The sequence below is a fragment of the uncultured Halovibrio sp. genome, assembly GCF_913056445.1.
Classification (GTDB): Bacteria; Pseudomonadota; Gammaproteobacteria; order Pseudomonadales; family Oleiphilaceae; genus Halospina; species Halospina utahensis_B.
In genome coordinates, this window is record NZ_CAJXMA010000002.1 from 13,197 (window position 1) to 34,177 (window position 20,981).

At 62.2% G+C, this 20,981-nt stretch carries 16 protein-coding genes; 11 read left to right on the forward strand and 5 right to left on the reverse strand.

The genetic code is table 11. The annotated features are described in order from the left end of the window. Positions 1-104: 104 nt before the first annotated feature. The 7 genes from QZ501_RS01035 to parE all read left to right on the forward strand — a co-directional run bounded on the left by QZ501_RS01035 (position 105) and on the right by parE (position 10,269). The gene (locus QZ501_RS01035; RefSeq protein ID WP_295716529.1) at positions 105-716 is read left to right on the forward strand and encodes a TetR/AcrR family transcriptional regulator; all 612 of its coding nucleotides are present in this window, start codon (positions 105-107) and stop codon (positions 714-716) included. Between the two features lie 253 nt (positions 717-969). Then, positions 970-2,016, forward strand: coding sequence for a hypothetical protein (locus tag QZ501_RS01040; RefSeq protein WP_160897866.1), 1,047 nt, complete (start codon positions 970-972; stop codon positions 2,014-2,016). A 51-nt stretch (positions 2,017-2,067) separates the two neighbouring features. Next, complete coding sequence (locus QZ501_RS01045; RefSeq protein ID WP_160897867.1) at positions 2,068-3,096, forward strand: putative solute-binding protein; 1,029 nt, start codon at positions 2,068-2,070, stop codon at positions 3,094-3,096. A gap of 38 nt (positions 3,097-3,134) precedes the next feature. Further along, positions 3,135-5,180: a TRAP transporter large permease subunit gene (locus QZ501_RS01050; protein WP_295716530.1), complete on the forward strand. Its 2,046-nt coding sequence runs from the start codon at positions 3,135-3,137 to the stop codon at positions 5,178-5,180. Between the two features lie 202 nt (positions 5,181-5,382). Further along, positions 5,383-7,773, forward strand: a complete 2,391-nt coding sequence (locus tag QZ501_RS01055; RefSeq protein ID WP_295716531.1) for a S8 family serine peptidase — start codon at positions 5,383-5,385, stop codon at positions 7,771-7,773. 24 nt (positions 7,774-7,797) lie between these two features. Beyond that, entirely contained in the window at positions 7,798-8,277 is a 480-nt protein-coding gene (locus QZ501_RS01060) for a protease complex subunit PrcB family protein (RefSeq protein WP_295716532.1), read from the forward strand. Between the two features lie 93 nt (positions 8,278-8,370). Beyond that, a complete protein-coding gene (parE, locus tag QZ501_RS01065) occupies positions 8,371-10,269 on the forward strand; it encodes a DNA topoisomerase IV subunit B (RefSeq protein WP_151441049.1) in 1,899 nt (632 codons plus the stop codon). 21 nt (positions 10,270-10,290) lie between these two features. On the opposite strand, the gene fabB is transcribed toward parE, so the two are convergent. From fabB to QZ501_RS01080, 3 genes are all read right to left on the reverse strand, one after another. Then, positions 10,291-11,508, reverse strand: coding sequence for a beta-ketoacyl-ACP synthase I (gene fabB, locus QZ501_RS01070; RefSeq protein ID WP_160897871.1), 1,218 nt, complete (start codon positions 11,506-11,508; stop codon positions 10,291-10,293). Positions 11,509-11,522: 14 nt separating this feature from the next. Further along, positions 11,523-12,032 (reverse strand): bifunctional 3-hydroxydecanoyl-ACP dehydratase/trans-2-decenoyl-ACP isomerase, encoded by a 510-nt coding sequence (fabA, locus tag QZ501_RS01075; RefSeq protein WP_095618655.1) that lies wholly within the window; start codon positions 12,030-12,032, stop codon positions 11,523-11,525. Between the two features lie 161 nt (positions 12,033-12,193). Next, positions 12,194-13,453, reverse strand: a complete 1,260-nt coding sequence (locus QZ501_RS01080) for an EAL domain-containing protein (protein WP_295716536.1) — start codon at positions 13,451-13,453, stop codon at positions 12,194-12,196. 256 nt (positions 13,454-13,709) lie between these two features. On the opposite strand from QZ501_RS01080, the gene QZ501_RS01085 reads away from it, so the two are divergent. Both QZ501_RS01085 and QZ501_RS01090 read left to right on the forward strand, forming a co-directional pair. Then, a complete protein-coding gene (locus QZ501_RS01085) occupies positions 13,710-14,288 on the forward strand; it encodes a cytochrome b (protein ID WP_151441057.1) in 579 nt (192 codons plus the stop codon). 23 nt (positions 14,289-14,311) lie between these two features. Next, entirely contained in the window at positions 14,312-14,917 is a 606-nt protein-coding gene (locus tag QZ501_RS01090) for a YceI family protein (RefSeq protein ID WP_202405506.1), read from the forward strand. On the opposite strand, the gene QZ501_RS01095 is transcribed toward QZ501_RS01090, so the two are convergent. Continuing rightward, positions 14,911-15,159, reverse strand: a complete 249-nt coding sequence (locus QZ501_RS01095) for a hypothetical protein (RefSeq protein WP_151441058.1) — start codon at positions 15,157-15,159, stop codon at positions 14,911-14,913. The two genes, QZ501_RS01090 and QZ501_RS01095, sit on opposite strands and share 7 nt — an antisense overlap. 163 nt (positions 15,160-15,322) lie before the next feature. Here QZ501_RS01095 and parC point away from each other — a divergent pair, with 163 nt between their 5' ends. Together parC and serB are read left to right on the forward strand one after the other, a co-directional pair. Continuing rightward, positions 15,323-17,626 carry a DNA topoisomerase IV subunit A gene (gene parC / locus QZ501_RS01100; RefSeq protein WP_295716539.1) on the forward strand — a complete coding sequence of 768 codons (2,304 nt, stop codon included), beginning with the start codon at positions 15,323-15,325 and terminating at the stop codon, positions 17,624-17,626. Then, positions 17,619-18,854 carry a phosphoserine phosphatase SerB gene (gene serB, locus QZ501_RS01105; RefSeq protein ID WP_151441059.1) on the forward strand — a complete coding sequence of 412 codons (1,236 nt, stop codon included), beginning with the start codon at positions 17,619-17,621 and terminating at the stop codon, positions 18,852-18,854. Before parC ends, serB begins: the two co-directional genes overlap by 8 nt. Before the next feature lie 18 nt (positions 18,855-18,872). Here serB and QZ501_RS01110 read toward each other — a convergent pair whose 3' ends face one another. Next, entirely contained in the window at positions 18,873-20,960 is a 2,088-nt protein-coding gene (locus QZ501_RS01110; RefSeq protein ID WP_295716540.1) for an EAL domain-containing protein, read from the reverse strand. Positions 20,961-20,981: the final 21 nt, after the last annotated feature.

Here is a 20,981-nt window from a genome sequence, read left to right on the forward strand (position 1 = left end):
CCATTGGTTCGACTGAATATACCTAGCAAGCGCTTGGTTTGTAAACTGTGGTAGACTGTGTTCCTGCTAGAATCAGTCGCACTATCCACATGGAGACTTCTGCTTTGTCCCAGGAAATGGCCGCCCCGTCCGATCCCCCGAGCTTCACCGACCCGGAGTCCCCAAGAGGCCGTCTCCTGCGCCAGGCTGCCCACCTGTTCCGGGACAAGGGGTATGAACGCACCACGGTGCGGGATCTGGCCTCCGCGGTCGGTATCCAGTCCGGGAGCATCTTTCATCATTTCCGTACCAAGGAGGAGATCCTGAAGGCGGTCATGAGGGAGGCGATTCTGGTCAACACGGGTCGGATGCGGTCGCGCCTTGAGGCGGTAGCCGATACGGGCGAGGCGGTGCGGACGCTGGTGCAGTGTGAGCTGGAGTCGATCAATGGCGAGACGGGCGAGGCCATGGCGGTGCTGGTCTATGAGTGGCGGAGCCTGTCCGAAGCCAGTCAGGCGGAGATCCTGGAACTCCGGGAGGGCTACGAGGGCATCTGGCTGGACACGCTGACCCGTGCCAAAAGCGATGGGCTGATCGAGGCGGAGCCGTTCATACTGCGCCGGTTCCTCACTGGCGCACTCAGCTGGACCATTACCTGGTACCGGCCCGAGGGGGATATGACCATTGAGAATCTGGCGGATCATGTGATGAGCATGCTGAAAATCCCTCCTGCCTGAAGCCTCTTTTCCCAAAATTCTGCGCTGTCCGTAGCCTTGTGGACTCAGGCCAGACCGTTGTTACCGGCGGTTACTCGCTGTAACGACATCACAGGCCTGCCATTTCGGCCGTTGCATCCTCCCCGAGACTGCCGTTTCATGACGGCCTTGACGATCATCAAGCTTTAACCCGCACTGTGGCGGGCGCTTGAGTGGATTGTCCAACAAGTCGGTGCCCGCTTCCGGGCTGCTGCGTAACAGATGGAGAGTGATCATGCCGAACAAAACCAATAACGGCATCTCCTTGGCTCGTATCACTGGTGTGCTTGTCGCTCTGGTAATGCTGGCCGGGTGTTCCGTTAACCCCCTCCACAAGATAACCGGTGACGTGATGACCGGTTATGCCGAAGCCGAGAACACGCCTTACGTGCTGGCCATGACCGACGTTGGCAAAGCCTGTGCGCTCGGCGAGTCGGTAGACCCGCTTCTCTACTCCTTTTCCCGGGTAACCATGGAGCCGGCCAAGACCGGTACCCTGCTGTCTGTTCTGGCGGGCATCTGCATGGAGCAGGACGCACAGGAAGAAGAGCTGCGTTACCTGCGGGCCGACTATGAGGGCAACCTGAACGAGCTGCGTGACGCCCGCGAAGCGATGCAGCGCAAGTACGGTATTACGGCGGAGCGCCGCGAGCGTGCTTTCAAGCGGATGCTGACGGGGTTCAGTTACGAGCCCAAGCCGGATGCTGAATGCCCGAACCTCTATACCGACCAGGACGAAATCACCTTCCTGCTCGGCCTCGTCTCCGGCGCCCAGGCGGTCCTGAACGACGGCAAGGCGGGCGGTCGTGCCGATGTGTCCCGCCGTCTGGCCGCTCAGGTTGAGCGTTCCACCTACTGCGTCGACAACGAGAAGTGGGCCGGTATTCCGGAAGGCCTGAGGGCGACGATCTGGGTACTGCTCCCGGATTTGAAGCCGGACGAGGTCAGTGCCAGTGCCTGGGAAGTTCTTGAGCGCAACCGCAAGCTCGGTGTCGAGAAAGGGCTCCGGATTCCTGCTGCGTTTGAGCTTCAGATTGCCGAGAACGTCGGTCGGGATAAGACCATTGCCGAAACATTGGCCTATCTTGATGAAACCTCCGAGGACTTCGAAGTTTGGGAGCGGTATCAGCTGACGGACCGTGTGGCCATGCAGATTGCATGGGCGGTGTCCGATCGCCTCTGGACCCGGGAACACGGCTATCGCACCCCGGTCAATCGTTTCGGGGAAACCGGTAACGAACCGGACGAGGGCAGCAACATTGATACCGAGGGCCTGCTCTGAGCAGGCCCGCAGTGGGACTCAACTGACAACAACATCCAACAGGAGATATCCATGCGACTCCGCAGTCTGACGGCAGCCGTCTGTCTTGGCCTGGCACCTTTCGCGCAGGCCCAGGAAAAAGAAATCAACATGTGCGTGTTCGACCTGATCGGTTCCAGTGGCGACCAGTACGCGCTGATCGAGGACTATGCGCTGGATATGCGCGAGAAAGGCATCAAGTTCAATCTGGAGCCGTACACCGACGAGGGTGTGGCCATGTCCTCCTTCTCTGCGGGTGATTGCGATGCGCTGGCGGCCACCGATATCCGGATCCGGCGCTACAACGAGTTCACAGGCACCCTGAGTGCCGTGGGCGCGATTCCCTCCTATAAGCACCTGGAGACGGTGCTTGCCGCTATCAACAAGCCCTCGGCCAGTCAGTACATGAAAGAGGGGGACTACGAGATCGCGGGGATTTTCCCCCTGGGGGCCGCCTACCTGTTCGTAACGGACCGGGACATGGACACGGTCGAGGATCTTGCAGGCAAGCGCCTCGCGACCCTCAATCATCACCCGGATGCGGTCCACATGGTGAACTATGTGAATGCGAGCGTGGAGCCGTCGTCGATCACTGACTTTGGGGGCAAGTTCAACAACCGCTCCGTGGACGCGGCTTACGCGCCAGGCTGGGCTTATGAAGCACTGGAGCTCTATCGGGGGATCGGAGACACCGGCGGCGTGATTGATTACCCGCTGGGCCAGCTGACCATGCAGATCGTGGTGCGTGATGACGCGCTGACGGACGAGGAGGCCCAGACCTCGCGTGAGGTGGCGTTTGATCACTTCAACACCGCGCTTAAGTCCGTCAAGGAATATGAAAAGGACATCCCGGACGATACCTGGGTGGAGATTCCGGATGCCGACATCGCGGATTATCAGGAAATGTTCCGGCAGAACCGCATCGAGCTGCGTGACGGCGTGGACGGGGACGGTAATGAGGTGCCGGAGGTGTATCACGGCGAGATGCTGACGCTGCTGCGCAAGGTGCGTTGCCGGATCAATCCGGGTGCCTCCGAGTGCACAGCACCGGACCGTGAGTAACACCACTCATTCCTGATTCCTGACGTATTGAGGTAGTCATGTCGGAACCGTCCTCCTCCTGGGGTAGCGCCCGCGCCCCCAGCCATGCGCGCCGTCTGCACGGCGCGATCGTTCTCCTGCTGCTGGTCGCCCTGCTCCTGATGGGGCTCGGCAGCAATATGCATGCCCGCATGCTGTCCATGGGCGAGCAGATATGGCCGGGGTATTACTCGCTGGATCCGGGGGCCGAGGCCCCCAGCTGCGAGACGGATGTCGACATCGATAAGAGGGTTCAGGAAGAGCTGTCGGCGAAGGAGGACGACCCCTTCGGTCTGGGTGGTGGTGGCCCCAGCGAGGAGCAGCTGCGGCGTTCGATCAAGGGCAACGTTGAGCGCTGCGAGGAGCAGCACGAACAGTACGAGGCCATGCAGGAGCGTATTACGCCCGTTCTGGTGGCCTACAAAACGGTTGAGCGGGGCATGTCCGCATGGTTGACGGATAATCGGTCCCTCTCCACCTACCTGTTCATCATGCTGCTTGGTTTCGGCGCGGCTACCGCAGCGTTCGCGAACCATCACATCAGTATCCGCCCCCCGATCAGCCGGGTGGACTGGGTGCTGGCGGAAGCCGGCCAGCTGGTGGTCAACCTGCTGATGGTCTACTCCCTTTACAACTACTTCGGCGATCTTGTCGATACGCCGGACACCGGAAGCCTCCAGATGCTCCAGAAGGCCTGGATGACGATGTTCAGCGTCCTGGCGGCGATCAACCTGGTGCGTCTGTTCAGCATGCCGGCGGATCTGCCCCGGGGTAAGCTGGCCATCTCATCGCCTCTGGCCATTCCGCTCTACTGCTGGATGGGGGTCATGGGCTACCTGTACTTCTCCAGCGGTGGTGAGTGGGATACGGCCGGTCTTGGTGTTTACCTGAACCAGCTGACCAAGCACGCGTCGCTGTTCGTGAACATTGGTCTCTATGTGTTTGTGGGCATGATGCTCAAACAGACCAATATCCCGGACCGGCTCCTCGCCATTGTTCAGCCCTGGCAGCTGCCGCCGGCGACGCTGGCCTCACTCGTGATCTTCGCCACGGCCTTCCCGACCGCGTTCACCGGCGCCTCCGGCATCTTCATCCTTGCGGTGGGCGGCACTGTCTATGATGAATTGCGGCGGGCCGGGGCCGGGCGTCAGCTGTCTCTGGCTACGACGGCCATGTCCGGCAGCCTGGGCGTGGTCCTCAATCCCTGCCTGTTGATCGTGGTGGTGGCGGCGCTGAACAAGGAAGTCACAACGAGCGAACTCTTTGGCTGGGGCTTCTGGGTGTTCATCCTCTCCGCCACCATCTTCACCCTGACGGTGACCCGGAGCGAGAAAGAATGGCGGCCCCGGGTCGAGAACCCACGGCTTGCCATGAAGCAGTCGCTGCGGGCGCTCAAGCCGCTGATTCCGGACGTGATCCTGATTGCGGTGATGGTGTTCCTGTTCTGGTTCCTGTTGGGAATGAAGTTCAACGAGTTCACCGCGCCCATGATGCTGCCGATCATCATGATCGCCCTGGTAGCGCTTGATTACGATGGCGGGGGCAGCCGCATCGCGGGCACCACCCGTCGGATCGCGCTCGGTGCCGGTGAGTCCGCCGTGCATGTGGGCGCGCTGCTCACGCTCATTGGTCTGTCCATGACTGTTGGTGGTGTGCTGGAGCGCTCCCATGTGATCGCCGGCCTCTTCCCGGCGGAAGCCGAGTCGGTCCTGCTGGTGGTGCTGGCGCTCATGGTGATGCTGACCATCATCGGCATGTTCATGGACCCGTTCGCGGCCGTGGTGCTGGTTTCCGCCACCATTGCGCAGCCAGCCATTGGTCTGGGTGTCGACGCGCTGCATTTCTGGGTCATGACCATTGTGGCCTTCGAGCTGGGGTACCTGACGCCACCGGTTGCACTCAACCACCTCCTTACCCGACAGGTGGTGGGCGTTAAGGAGGCGCTGGTCCCGGAACCCGAGGCGCCCAACCTTTACCGGCGTTTCCAGCGCCTGATCCTGCCACTGATGGTGATGGGCACGACGCTGCTGCTGGTTGGCCTGGTGCCTCTTCTGTTCTACGGTTGAAACTGTGAAAGCTTGTACAAAAGCGGCCCTTCGGGGCCGCTTTTTCGTAGGTATTCATGGATGATGGAGATGACCTGCAACCGGGAATAGTGAGGACCGATCCGTGTACCCCAGGTGGCTGACCCAACTGATCGTGAGCGGAGCTTCAACGCTTGTGCTTGCCGCCTGTGGTGGCGATGGTGGGGGGGCAAATGGTCCGGGAGTGATCCGGGGCACAATTGAGATCGCGTCCGGGACCCGCACCGATGCGGATACGGCGCTGGACCTGACGGTGCAGGGGTTGGACAGCTCCCGGGACGTGCCGCTGAACGGTGTTCAGAATTCGGGGTCTCCCTATCCCGGTAATGTGACGGTAGGCGGCTACGTCAGTTCGGGAGCAGGCAGCTACGGGAATGACTTCAGCTACCCTGCGGATGACACCGATCAACTGCGCCTCAGCCTTGTGAACGGGCAGCGTGTGACCGTCAACATTTTCCCCGCGCCCTACAATCCATCCGGTGCCACACTGGCACCTCCCTCGACACAGCTCAGGCTGGAGCCGGTTGCAGGTGGGGTAGACAGCGAGTCAGCGGATAATCAGGAAACCACCAAGTCGGTCCAGGCGCAGCAGGGTGGGGAGCATGACCTGATCCTGACGGCAAGCGGTGGCGGCCCGGCGCGTTACGTGGTCCGGGTCACGTCGCTCAGCCAGGGTGAGACGCTTGGGGTGGCCGGTTCGGATATCCTGCCTGGGGAAGCGATTGTGACCATGGAGCCCGGGAGCGGCAGCGGTCAGATGCGGACCCAGGCCGGTACTGCGGTTGCGTCGGCAGGGCAGCAGCGGGCTCTCGGCGGAGGCCAGCATCATGTGCGCATGCCGCGTGAGCGTGAAGCTCTCATGCCGGCGGATGCCACCCGTAGTGAGACGGTGGTTCGCACCCTGGAATGGATCCGGGAGCTGGAAGAAACACCCGGGGTGGCATCGGCCACGCCCAACCATCGGGTCAAGGCTCTATCGCCAACCACCCAGACCGGTTATCCGAAACAGAGGTGGCATTACGATCTCATCAATCTGGATAAAAATGCATGGGACAGGCGTGATGGCTCCGGGGTGCGGGCGGCTGTGCTCGATACCGGTGTGAGTCGTCGCGATGAGGACTGGCACCCGGAGCTGGCGCCCAATATCAATTGCGCGCAACAGGGCTGTTATGACGCGGTTGATGATGACTACAGGCCCCTGGACGAGAGCGACAGCGATCACGGCACGCATGTGACGGGTACGCTTGGTGCGGATGCAAGTGGTACCAACGGGAAGGTGACCGGCGTTGCCCATGCCGTGGATCTGGTGCCGGTGCGCGTGCTTGGCAGTGATGAGGGCAGTGTTGCCGATGTCATTGAGGGGATCCGTTGGGTCCTCAACGAGGGCGGTCAGCCGCGGGCGGACCTCATCAACCTCAGCCTCGGCAGTCAGACGAATAATCCGAGCCTGGCGGACGCCATTGCCGACGCAGAAGATGCGGGCGTGATCGTTGTGGGTGCCTCGGGAAATGCCGGGGACGACCGACCCTTTTTCCCGGCTTCCTACCCAACGGTCCTGGCGGTTGGAAGCGTGGATTGCACGGGGGAGCGCTCCGAGTTTTCCAACTTCGGGGTGTGGCTGGATCTGGTTGCGCCGGGCGGAGGCGTGACGAATGGCTGTGGTGGTGATGGTAAGGGAGCCGTGTTCAGCACTGTTCCCGGAGGCGTTGGGTATCTCCAGGGCACCTCCATGGCCGCACCCCATGTCAGTGGTGTGATGGCCATGCTGAGGCAGGGGGACGATGATCTCTCGCCGGCAGTGGCGCGGGCTCTGGTCCGCGAAGGCCAGATAACCAAGGCCACCGGGACCGATGCGTTTGATATAGAGACCGGTAGCGGTGTGATCGATGCCTCGGCAGCAGCATCCAGTGACTGGTCGGGCTATGCGGCCCTGGAGCCCCAGCGTGAAGCGTTCCAGTTTGATGACGACAACACTGAAGCGGAACTGCGATTGCGTGAAATCGGAAATACGGGGGTGGCATTCAGTAAACCGGACGTTGCCAGCACCGAGAACTGGCTGAGTGTGGTGCGTCTGGGTGAACGCCGCTTCCGGGTTGAGCTGAATACCGACAACATGAATACCGGCACCCTATACCGTGACACGTTGGAGGTGACCTATTCGGCCAATGGCGAGGACCGGGCATTCAGTCTCCCGGTCACCGCCACGCTCGAGAGCGGGGAGGAGAACCGGAATGCCGGCGCTCATTTTGTCCAGTTGATACCGGTTGATGACAGCAACGACAGAGTGGAAGTCGTACAGAAGCTTGTGGAAGCGAACGAGGGGCGGTATCAGTTCGAGTTCAACACTTCCGACATCGAGCCCGGGCGCTATCATTTGATTGCCGGGACGGATATGGACAATGACGGCGCCTTCTGCGGCCCGGGTGAAGCTTGCGCGGAATACCTGTCAGAGGGGCGGCTGCGAGAGGTTGAGGTGACCCGGACCATGAACCTGAGCGTGACACTGGAAACTGCCTTCACCCGCCCGGTTGATACCCAGGCGGATCCCGGCTACCGTCGAACCAATAATCAGTGAGTTGCCGGTAAGGGGATTATGGCAATGATAAGTCTTCGAACTTTGGGAATCGGGCTGCTGGTGCCGTTACTGGTGGGATGCCAGTCGGGGCAGGCGGAGATGGCGTCGCTTTCCGGTGTCGACGTGGTTGGGAAGGCGGATCACTGCAACCGTCAGAGCCCCGGGCTCTCGCTGGCGCGGTCAATGTCGGAATTTCCCGATGTGGATGGTCTGCTGCCGGCTGGTGAGGGGGCGCTCAAGGCCGGACGGGACGTGCTGGTGATCTATCTGGGGCAGCGTCCTACTCCGGGTTACGGCGCGGAGCTGCGTCAGGCGCAAACGGTCGAGAAGGTCCTGACCCTGTCGCTGGAGGCAACCAGGCCGGATAGTGACGCCATGATGGCCCAGGTCATCACAACACCCTGCGTTGCGCTCGCTATCCCCGATGAGGGCTGGTCAAGCCTGTACGTCGAGATGGACTCTGACGGTTTTCCGTTGAGCCTGGAAGCGTCGGCCGGGCGCTGAATCACCTCCCTTTCTCTGGTACTGTTACGAGCATACTGAATCCGGTGGCCCCAGGGGTCGCCGCCTCACTCCCGTTGATGGACACCCGAGCCCATGAGCCAACGCAGTGATTACAACGCCGATTCCATTGAAGTCCTGAAAGGGTTGGACCCGGTGCGCAAGCGCCCGGGCATGTACACCGACACCTCCCGCCCGAACCATCTGGCCCAGGAGGTCATCGACAACAGTGTGGACGAGGCGCTGGGTGGCCATGCGAAGCGGATTGATGTGGTTCTGCACGCTGACGGCCGCCTGTCGGTGACCGATGATGGTCGTGGCATGCCGGTTGATGCCCATCAGGAAGAGGGCATTCCGGGGGTGGAGCTGATCATGACCCGGCTGCATGCCGGCGGCAAGTTCAATAAGGCCAATTACCAGTACTCCGGCGGGCTGCACGGGGTAGGGGTATCGGTGGTCAACGGGCTTTCCAGGGAACTGGAGGTGCTGATCCGGCGCGACGGTAAGCTGCACCGGATCCGTTTCGAGCACGGTCACAAGGTCGAAGACCTGAACGTCATCGACACTGTGGGCAAGCGCAATACGGGCACCACACTGAGCTTCCTGCCGGATCCGGATTATTTTGAGACCCCGAAATACTCGATTCCCCGCCTGCGCCACAACCTGCGTGCCAAGGCCGTTCTCTGCCCGGGGCTGACCGTTACTCTGCTGCAGGAAGAGAGTGGCGAGAAGGACGAGTGGTATTACGAGGACGGGCTGACCGACTACCTGAAAACCGCCCTGGCGGATCGGGAGTGCCTGCCGCAGGAGCCGTTCACCGGCGAGATCAGCGGCAACACCGAGATGGTCAGCTGGGCGCTGCAGTGGTTGCCCGAGGATACGGAGGTGGTGGCCGAGAGCTATGTGAACCTGATTCCAACCACCCAGGGCGGCACCCATGTGAACGGCCTGCGGACAGGGCTTCTGGAAGCGCTGCGCGAGTTCTGTGAGCTGCACAACCTGTTGCCGCGCGGGGTGAAGCTCACGCCGGATGACATCTGGGAGCGCTGCAGCTATGTGCTGTCATTCAAGATGCAGGAGCCGCAGTTCTCCGGCCAGACCAAGGAGCGTCTGTCCTCCCGGGAGGCTGCCAGCTTCATCTCCGGCGTGGTCAAGGACGCCTTCAGCCTCTGGCTGAACCAGCACACGGACATTGCCGAGGCGCTGGCCGAGTTCGTGATCGGCAATGCCCAGCGCCGCCTCAAGGCTTCACGCAAGGTCCAGCGCAAGAAGATTACTTCCGGTCCGGCACTGCCTGGCAAGCTGGCGGATTGCACCGGTACCGATCCGGCCCAGTCGGAGCTGTTCCTGGTGGAGGGGGACTCCGCGGGCGGTTCCGCCAAGCAGGCGCGGGACCGTGAATACCAGGCGGTCATGCCGCTGCGGGGCAAGATCCTCAATACCTGGGAGGTGGATTCGGGAGAGATCTTCAGCTCCCAGGAAGTGCACGATATCGCCGTGGCCATTGGCGTGGATCCCGGCTCCGGGGACCTGGCCGGCCTGCGCTACAACCGGGTCTGCATCCTGGCGGATGCGGATTCGGACGGCATGCACATCGCGACACTGCTGTGCGCCCTCTTCGTCAAACACTTCCGGCCCCTTGTGGAGTCGGGGCACATCTTCATGGCCATGCCGCCGCTGTATCGCATCGATCTGGGCAAGGAGACCTTCTACGCCCTGGACGAGCACGAGAAGCAGGGCATCATCGACCGCCTGGCGGCGGAAAAGCGCAAGGGGAAAATCCAGACCCAACGCTTCAAGGGGCTTGGCGAGATGAACCCGCTGCAGCTGCGTGAGACCACCATGGCACCGGACACACGGCGTCTCGTTCAGCTTTCACTGAGTCCGGATGATGGTACCGATGATCGGATGGACATGCTGCTGGGCAAGAAGCGCGCCGCGGACCGGCGCACCTGGCTGGAAGAGCACGGCAACGAGGCCGAGGTCGTGGGATGACCCCGGCCCGCTGCCTGCGGGTCAGCCGTCGAAGCGGCGGAAGACCAGAGTAGCGTTGGTGCCGCCGAAGCCAAAGCTGTTGCTCATGACCAGCGGCAGGTCCACATTCTCTTTCAGTTCACGCAGTATGGGGTAGCCCTCGGCGCCTTCATCAAGGTTCTCGATGTTGGCGGATGGCGTGATGAAGCCTTCGCGCTGCATGATGAGGGTGTAGATGGCCTCGTGCACCCCGGCCGCACCCAGCGAGTGACCGGTCAGCGGCTTGGTGGAACTGGTCGGGGGCATGGCATCGCCCGTGACCTTGTGAATGGCCTGCAGCTCCACGACGTCGCCCATGGGTGTGCTGGTGCCATGGGTGTTGATGTAGCTCAGCGGCTCATCGATGCCCTTCAGTGATTGCTGCATGCACCGGACGGCGCCTTCACCCGATGGCGCCACCATATCAGCGCCGTCGGACGTTGCCCCGAAGCCGACCAGTTCGCCCAGGATCGGAGCACCGCGTGCCTGGGCATGTTCCAGTGACTCAAGCGCAAGCACACCGCCCCCGCCGGCGATGACAAAACCGTCCCGGTCCGCGTCATAGGTGCGGGAAGCCTTCTCGGGTGTGTCGTTGTACTTGGTCGACAGAGCGCCCATGGCGTCGAACAGCAGCGTCAGGGTCCAGTGCAGGTCTTCGCCGCCGCCGGCGAACATCACGTCCTGGCGCCCCAGTGCGATCAGGTCGGCGGCGTGGCCGATGCAGTGGGCGCTGGTGGCGCATGCGGAGGTGATGCCGTAGTTGACGCCCCGGATGCCGTAGGCAGTCGCCAGGTTGGCGTTGATCGCCGAGCCCATGGTCCGCGGTACGCGGTAGGGGCCAACGCGCCGGATACCCTTCTCGCGGTGGGTATCGATCGAGTCCATCAGTTCAACGGTCGAGGCACCGCCGGTGCCCATGATCAGCCCCGTGGTATCCGCCTTGATCTCTTTGTCCGTGAGGCCGGACTGCTCCACGGCCTCCTGCATCGCCATATAGGCATAGGCGGAGGCGGGGCACATGAACCGGTAGAGCTTGCGGTCGATGTGCTCTTTAGGGTCGATATGGAGGCCGCCCCAGACATGGCTGCGGAGCCCGTTATCCCGGGCGTCCTCGCTGAACTCAATGCCTGAACGGACCTGGCGCAGGGAGTCGGTGACCTCCCGCTGGTTGTTGCCCAGGCTGGAGATGACCCCCATCCCGGTAATCACGACACGTCTCATTGCTAGTCTCTGCCTCAGAAGTTTTCCGTGGATGTGAAGAGCCCGACGCGCAGGTCCTTCGCGTGGTAGATGGGGCGCCCATCCACTGAGACGACCCCGTCGGCAATGCCCATGGTAACACCACGCCGGACGATGCGTTTGATGTCGAGCTGGTAGCGCACCAGCTTGTTTGAGGGTAGCACCTGACCGGTGAATTTCACCTCTCCGCAGCCCAGAGCCCGACCCCGGCCCTGGCCACCTGTCCAGGCCAGATAGAAACCGGTCAGTTGCCACAGCGCATCCAGGCCCAGGCAGCCCGGCATGACGGGATCGCCCTTGAAGTGGCAGTCGAAGAACCAGAGCTCGGGGTCAATATCCAGCTCTGCGATCAACTGGCCCTTGCCGTACTCACCGCCTTCATCACTGATGTGGGGAATCCGGTCCAGCATCAGCATCTGATCAACCGGCAGCCGCATATCGCCTTCGAAGAGTTCCCCTCTTCCGCAGCGTTCCAGATCGGCTTTGTCAAATTGGGCCACTGTCATGGCGATCTCCTGAGAATTACAGTTGTTACGGTAACAGACTCTGGTGCGGATTGCTTGATACTCTGTTCCCACACTTTGACTGCATGTGTGGAGGAGTAAAGCTAACACGTGTTCGCTTTACGGGGAATCACTGTTACTGGTTGAGTGGGTGCCAGGAAAACTCAGACTCCAGGCTGCTCACCGGTAAGAATGTCGCAGCACAGTACCAGGGTGCGGTCCCCGTGGACGAAGGCGCGTGACAGGGTTATGCACATGTGTGCGCCGGTTGCCGAAAGATAGGGCCGGGTGATCTGGAGCTCGCCGGGATAGCGCAGGGCGCGGCGAAGGTAGTGCTGTCGGTACCAGTCCGCCTGTACGGTATTTTCCAGTGGTCGGAAACGCGGATCCAGACGGTGGGCGCTTTCCGGTGAAAGCAGGCTGTCGTGGACCTGGACACCGTCATCACCGATGAGGTAGCAGCGCGATACGGTGTGGTGATTGACCAGCGTTTCACAGGCCTGTTCAAAGCCATGTCCTGCCTGGAGTGCGCTGATCACCCGTTCAAAGCGATGGCTGAAGAAGCTGGTGATCGTCTGTGTCGGGTCGGACTGCTGCTGTTTCTCCTGCTTGTATTCCTCGAGCAGTGTATCGAAGTCTGTGGCGCCCCGGACGGCGTTGCCCAGCTCGGTTGTTGGCCGGTGGAAATAGAAACCCTGGACGAAATCCACGCCCGCATCCACGGCGATGAGGGCCTGGTCGCGGGATTCGACACCTTCCATCAGTACCAGGCAGCCGGACTCGTGGAGCAGTGAGACAATGCCCTTGAGAATCTGTCGTGTGCGCTTATCTTCAGTCGCCCGGGCGAGCATCTGGCGGTCCAGTTTGACGATATCCGGACGCAGGTTCCAGATGCGCTCGAAGTTTGAGTGCCCTGCACCGAAATCATCAATGGCCGTAAGGCAGCCCAGGGAACGGTAGTATTCCACCGTGCGGCGCAGCAGGGCCGGGTCGTCGCTGGGTTTTTCGACAATCTCCACGACCACCCGATGGGCGGGGAAGCCTGAATCCTGCAGGAGTCTGCCGAAGAAGGCATCCGACTGCATGCCGCTGGCCATGCACTGGGGGGAGACGTTGAGAAACAGCCAGTTGATCTCGTCTGAGACGTTCTGGAAATTGCGCACATGCAACGCGCGGCACAGGCGGTCCAGGAGCAGGTTTGAAGGGTGATCCTCGGCGAGATCGAACAGGTGGGGCGGCAGGACCGGCGACGAGTCGTTGTCAAAAGCGCGGATCAGTGCTTCATAGCCGACAGTGCGCTTGTGGGAGATGCTGAATATAGGCTGGAGTGCGGTACGCAACACCAGACCTTCATAGCGCCCGACCCAGCAATGGTCCTCAGCTGCCGGAGACAGCAGGGTGCTGACACGCTCAAGATCGCTCACTGAACTGCTCTGGTCGAGTGGTGGCATGGCCCTGACTGCACTATGAACAACGTCCCGTTTTTACGGCCCTCCTCCTGACAGGCATAGCGGATTGTGCCAATTTCATCAACGTAATGACATCCCCTGTCATCAAACAACGTTAAAAGCACCATGGAGACAGTCAGATTTTCTGAAGGTCAGTGACAGAACTTTTCGGTTTCACCGCTCGCAGGCAGGGGCTAGGCTGGAAAAACTCCAAAGTTGAGGAGGGGGAGCAATGCAGTGGCGTAACACATGGAGCCGATGGGGGATTGTCAGCGTTGGCCTGCACTGGCTGATGGCGGCTGCCGTCATCGGGCTTTTCGGGGTCGGCCTTTACATGGTCGATCTCGGATACATGGACCCGTTGCGCAACGTGCTGCCGGACTGGCACCGCAGCGTTGGCCTGCTGCTGGGAGCGGCTCTGGTGCTGCGGCTGCTGTGGCGGTTCGTTTCGCCCCCTCCCGCACCGGTGCCTGAACACACCAGGGTGGAGCATCTCAGCGCCCATGCCGTGCACTGGCTGCTTTATGGGCTGATGCTGGCCATGGTGATCAGCGGCTATCTGATCTCCACCGCTGATGGGCGCGAAGTGGCCGTCTTCGACTGGTTCAGCGTGCCTGCTGTCACAGGCGATGTGCAGGGCATGGAGGATCTGGCCGGTGACTGGCACCGCTGGCTGGGCTGGACCCTGATCATACTCGCGGGCCTTCACGGACTGGCCGCTCTCAAACACCACTTCTGGGATCGTGACGACACGCTGCGACGGATGCTGTGCATGAAGCTGCGTCAGTCACGCTCCCCGGACAGGCAGTAGACAACACACAGAAGGAGAACACCATGAATCACCGTACAAACCTGACCCGCAGTTTCATCGCATCAGCTGTAACTATGGCCGTTTTGGGTACCGGCCAGGCACTGGCGGCGGACCCCAGTGGCACCTATGCCTTTGACCGGGAGGGCCAGCACCAGTTCATCCAGTTCCGCATCAGCCATCTTGGTTTCAGTACCCTCTACGGGCGTTTCAATGATTTTGATGGCAGCTTCGAGTACGACGCGGATAATCCGGAAGAATCCTCGGTTCAGGTGACCGTCGACACCAGCAGTGTGGATTCCAACCATTCGGAGCGGGATAAGCACCTGCGGGAAGAGGACTTCCTGTACGTGAGCGAGTACCCGGAGGCTACGTTCAAGAGCACGTCCGTCGAGATGGAAGATGAGGATACCGCCACCGTAACCGGTGACCTGACCCTGCGTGGTGTTACCCGAGAGATCGACCTGGAGATGGAGCTGATCAATCACGGAGAGGATCCGTGGGGCAATTACCGGATGGGGTTCGAGGGTACAACGACCCTGACACTGGAGAACTACGGGATCGACTATGATCTGGGGCCGCAGGCGGAAGAAGTGACCCTGATGCTTTCCGTGGAAGGCATACGTCAGTGACGGCGGCGTAGCCGGTCATCAGTGGCGCCTTCATTGTTTGGGCGTCGCTGGTGTCGGGTCCAGAACAGGTTCAGGAACACCAGCACACTCACCCCGAGGCTGGTGAGTCCGTACAGGCGCAGATCCACCAGAGCGCCAGCCCACATGTATTCCACTACAATGATCAGCACGAAGGTGACAAAGCCCACCATGAGTCCCTGGGCCGCAGCCCGGCGCGCAGCGCGTATTCGACTCGATGCCATAAGGGGTATCGGTTCCACCGTGATAACAGGATCGTCGCTGAAGGTGGATTCACGGTAGCCCCCGGCGCTCCCGGCCCACTATTCGGGAAATCCACTACCGTTGGTTTGGAGTCCAGCGCAAGCCTCCCTATAATGGCGCTTTGCCCGAAAGGGGCACCCACCCATGACGGAGCACAGAGGGCCTATGCCGGAATTCGAGACCACCGACGAGGGCTATGAGCGCGTCGCGCTGCGTGATTATACGGAGAAGGCGTACCTGGACTATTCCATGTACGTCATTCTCGACCGCGCGCTGCCGCACATCGGGGATGGCCTGAAGCCCGTCCAGCGTCGGATCGTCTACGCCATGTCCGAGCTGGGTCTCTCTGCGACCGCCAAGTACAAGAAGTCCGCGCGCACCGTGGGCGATGTGCTGGGCAAGTTCCATCCCCATGGCGACTCCGCCTGTTACGAGGCCATGGTGCTGATGGCCCAGCCCTTTTCGTATCGCTACCCGCTGGTGGATGGCCAGGGCAACTGGGGCAGCCAGGACGACCCCAAGTCGTTCGCCGCCATGCGCTACACCGAGGCACGGCTGGCGAAGTTCTCCGAGGTGCTGCTCAGCGAGCTGGGGCAGGGCACGGTGGACTGGCAGCCGAACTTCGACGGGACCCTGAATGAGCCCGCGACCCTGCCGGCCCGGGTGCCGCACGTGCTGCTCAACGGCACCACCGGCATCGCCGTGGGCATGGCCACGGACATCCCGCCGCACAACCTGCGGGAAGTGACCTCTGCCTGCATCCGGCTCCTGGACGACCCCGGGGCGGACGTGGATGCCCTCTGTGACCATATCCAGGGCCCGGATTTTCCGGCGGGTGCTGCCATCGTCTCCTCACGGGAGGATCTGCGCCAGCTCTACCGTACCGGCCGCGGAACCCTGCGCATGCGGGCCCGCTGGCAGCTGGAGGGGGGCGACATCGTGATCACGGCCATGCCGCACCAGGTCTCCGGCAACCGGATCATGGAGCAGATCGCGCAGCAGATGCAGCAGCGCAAGCTGCCCATGGTGACCGACCTGCGCGACGAGTCCGACCACGAGAATCCGGTGCGGCTGGTGATCTCGCCGCGTTCCAACCGTGTGGACACCGATGGGCTCATGGAGCACCTGTTCGCCAGCACGGATCTGGAAAAGAACTACCGGATGAACCTCAACGTCATCGGTCTGGACGGCCGTCCGATGGTCCGCGACCTCCGTGGGCTGCTCTCCGAGTGGCTGGAATACCGCCATGAGACAGTACGCCGCCGGCTCGAGCACCGCCTGGGCAAGGTGACGGCCCGGCTGCATATCCTCGAGGGGCTGCTGGTGGCCTACCTCAATATTGATGAGGTGATCCAGATCATCCGCGATGAGGACAAGCCCAAGCCGGTACTGATGGACCGCTTCGGGCTCTCGGACGAGCAGGCCGAGGCCATTCTGGAACTCAAGCTGCGCAATCTCGCCAAGCTCGAGGAGATGAAGATCCGGGGCGAACAGGACGAGCTGCAGCAGGAGCGCGACAGTCTCGAGGCCACCCTGGGCTCCGAGGACCGCATGCGCGAGCTGATCAAATCCGAACTCGAGGCCGACGCCGAAACCTTCGGCGATGACCGCCGCAGCCCCATCGAGGCCAAGGGCGAGGCCAAGGCCTTCAGCGAGACGGACCTGGTCTCCGGGGATCCGGTTACCGTGGTGCTTTCCGAGAAAGGCTGGATACGGGCGGCCAAGGGGCATGATGTCGACCCCAGCGGGTTCAGCTACAAGGCTGGGGACCGCTTCGCCCTGGCGGCACGCGGGCGCAACAACCAGCAGGCGCTGGTGCTTGACACCACGGGGCGCAGCTATGCCCTCAATACCCATACGCTGCCCTCGGCGCGGGGCCAGGGCGAGCCGCTGACCACCCGCATCAATCCGCCCACCGGCGCCGGTTTTGCCGGCCTCATGATGGCTAGTGAGGGGCGGGTTCTGCTCAGTACCACCGCCGGTTACGGGTTTGTGACGCCGCTGTCGTCACTGGTCAGCCGCAACCGTAACGGCAAGGCCGTTCTCAACGTGCCCCAGGGCGCCGGGATACTGCCCCCTCAGCGGGTGCGCGAGGGCGACAGCGTCTGGCTGGCGGCGGTGTCCAGCGAGGGCCGCCTGCTGGTCTTCCCGCTCAGTGAGCTGCCGGAACTGGCCAAGGGCAAGGGCAACAAGATGCTCGGAATTCCGCCTGCGCGCGTGAAAAGCGGTGAGGAATCCATGGTGGCGGTCACCACCTTCTCGGAGCGGGACCAGCTGGTGCTGCACGCCGGCAAGCGCCACCTGACGCTGCGCTTCAGTGACCTCGAGCACTACCGGGGCGAGCGGGGCCGGCGTGGCCACAAGCTGCCGCGCGGGCTCCAGCGGGTTGACCGTATGGAAGTGATTGAACACGACAACGCCGGGGAGGCGTCTTCAGCGGATGAGTGAACTGGTACTGATCAATGTCTCCGGGCGCGACAAGCCCGGCCTTACCTCCGAGATCACCGGTATTATGGCGCGCTTTGATGTGCGCATCCTGGACATCGGCCAGGCGGTGATCCACGACCACCTGACCTGGGGCATCCTTGCGGAGATTCCCGAGGAGAACAACGCCCCCCAGGTGTTCAAGGAGCTGCTGTTCCGTATCCATGAGCTGGACCTGCAGGTGCGCTTCGAGCCCATCACCGAGGAGGCCTACGGCGAATGGGTTCAGGGCAAGGGCCGCGGCCGCTATGTGGTCACCCTGATGGCGCGGGACATCACCGCGGACCAGATTGCGCGGGTCTCCAGTATTACCGCACAGCACGGGCTTAATATCGACAACATCGCCCGCCTTTCCGGGCGCACCAGCCTGGAGCGCAGTGACCGTATCGCCTGTGTGGAATTCTCCGTGCGCGGCACGCCCCAGGACCTGGAGGCGCTGCGCTCGGATTTCCTGCATATTGCCACGGATCTCAACGTGGACATCGCCTTCCAGGAGGACTCCATCTACCGCCGCAACCGCCGGCTTGTGGTGTTTGACATGGATTCGACCCTGATCGAGGCAGAGGTGATCGACGAGCTGGCCGCCGAGGCGGGCGTGGGCCACAAGGTGGCCGAAATCACCGAAAGGGCCATGAAGGGGGAGCTGGACTTCAGCCAGAGCTTCCGGGAGCGGGTGGCGCTTCTGGAGGGAATGGAGGAATCCGTGCTCGAGCGTGTGGCGGAGCGGCTGAAGCTGACCGAGGGCGCCGAGCGGCTGATCACCACTCTGCGTAACCTGGGCTACCGCACCGCGATCCTCTCCGGCGGCTTCACCTACTTCGCGCGGCATCTGCAGCAGCGGCTCAACATCGACTATGTCTACGCCAATGATCTGGAGATCGAGAATGGTCGTGTAACCGGCGAGGTGGCCGGCCGGATTGTGGACGGTCAGCGCAAGGCCGAACTTCTGGAGCAGATCGCGGATGAGGAACGCATCCGCCTGGAGCAGGTGATTGCCGTGGGCGATGGCGCCAACGACCTGCCCATGCTCAGCAAGGCCGGACTGGGCGTAGCCTTCCGGGCCAAGCCGCTGGTTAAGGAGTCCGCCCGCCATTCCATTTCCACCCTGGGGCTGGACGCGATTCTGTACCTGCTGGGATACCGGGAATCGGACAGGGCGCCGGACCTGGTGGCCATGAACCGGGATCAGTAGAAGCGCCTTTCGCGCTTCTCAGTCCCCCTCGCCGAAGTCGTAGTCCATGTCCGGCGTTGGCGCCTGCAGGTAGTAACCCTGGATGTAGTTGACGCCCGCCTGCCAGATGGTAGCCAGCACCGAGGCACTTTCGACCAGCGGCATGACTGTTAGACGGCCCTGCTGGTGCAGGGTCTGGATCATTTCCTTCACCGTCTGGCGTGATTCCTCGTTTTTCTGGATTTCGTCGGTGTAGGAGCCGTCCAGTTTCACGTAGTCCACGTCCAGATGCTTGAGGGTGTTGAACGGATTCAGCGCGCCCCCGAAGTGGGTGATGGACAGGGAGCAGTGCAGTTCACGCAGCGCGCCGCAGAAATCGCGTGCCTGCTTGAGGTAGGTGGTGGCATCGCGCTCCGCGATCTGGAAGATCAGCGAGTCCCCGGGCAGCCTTGCCGCCTTCAGGGCCACGCCCAGCCATGACGGGAAGGTCTGGTCCTGGACGGTCTCCGCGGTTACGTTCAGGAACAGCCGGGTCTCGTGCCCCTTGGAGCGGTGACTGGCCAGCTGTTTGATGGTCTGCAGGACCACCCAGCGGTCGATCTTGGCCGCCGTGTTCACGGGCCCGCCCGGGGGCAGGAAATCGTAGGGCGAGACCTCTTTGCCATGCTCATCCAGCATCCGCACAAAGGCTTCGTAGTGCTCCTCGCCCTCGCCGCGCAGGTTGATGATCGGCTGGAACAGCAGCCGGAACTGGTCGTTGTCCAGTGCCTGCTGGATGGCGTCGGCAGTGCCATCCGCACTGCCCTGGGACTGCAGCTGCGGTTCGTGGACGTTGATGCCGTTACCCGCCTCATGGCCTTCCTGCTGGCGCACCTCGTCGGCGGCGGTGTGGGCACGCCCCACCAGATCCTCCGCCTGCGGGGCGTTCTCGGTGATCGCGGCAATACCGATGCTGACCGTCAGCTGCAGGGTTCGGCCTGAAACGTCGAACAGGTGGTCCTCAACGCGTTTGCGCAGCGTCTCGGCAACCTCCTTCATGCTCTCAACCGTGTCCTGGGGGCCGAGGATGCAGAAGGCGTCGTCACTGAGTCGTGCCACTACCTGGTCTTCCCGGGCACAGGCAGCGATCAGCCCGGCCATGTCACCGATCACCAGATCCGCTCCGGAAATGCCGATCTGGGTTTTCTTGTGCACGAACTCATCCAGGGCGATGTAGGCCAGTGCCGCATCCGAGCCGTCTTTCTGCACCCGGGCAATGGTCTGGGACAGCGTATCCATCAGGTGATGCCGGTTATAGAGCCCGGTGAGTACGTCCTTGCTGCTGATCTCCCGCAGCTTCTCCGCCAGCTCCGCACTGTCCTGGACGGGGCGGGCCACGATCTGGATGCAGGGCTCACCGTCATAGGTGGCGGCGGAGAGTTCGGCCGTGACCTCGATGGTTTCGCCGTCCGGGCGCTCAATGGTGACGGTGAGCGGTTCCTGCGGTTCCTCCCCTTCGCGGAACTGCTTCATGGCCTCCTTGAAGTGCTGTTGGCTGCCGCTGTCAAGGGTGTCCAGAACCGGCAGGGCCAGAAGGTCGTCCGGGTCCTCATAGCCCAGCAGTTCCAGGTAGGACTGGTTGGCGTAGACGTGCAGGCCGTCATTGATATAGGCAATGGCGTCCTTGGAGCTTTCCAGCAGCAGGTGGCAACGCTGCTCCGCATCCCGCAGGTGTCCGGAGAGAGAGCGCCGCTGCCGCCGTTCACCGAGGTTGGCCAGCTCCCGGTCGATGACCTGGCGCAGCAGGGTGCTGTTGTCGAAGGGGACGGCGTCCTGGGCGCCGCGTTCCATAACGGCGCTGCGGCGTTCGCCGTCCTCGCCGGTGGTCATCAGGATGGCGGGCAGATCCTTATCCTGGCGCCGGATCTGGTCTAGGGCGTCCTCTGGCGAGGGTTCCTGCTCCGCATCCCTGATAAGCATCAGATCCCAGGTTCCGCTGCCAAGAGCGTCCTGCAGATCTTCCGGCGACGTGACCCGGTGCGCCCGTGTTGCGCGCCCCGCGTTGCGCAACAGGCTGACAACCTGCTCCGCATCATTCTGGGAGGGGTCAAGGAGAAGCAGGTGGATGGTTTCAGTCTTCTGGGGCATGATGCCGCGCGAACTCCCTGA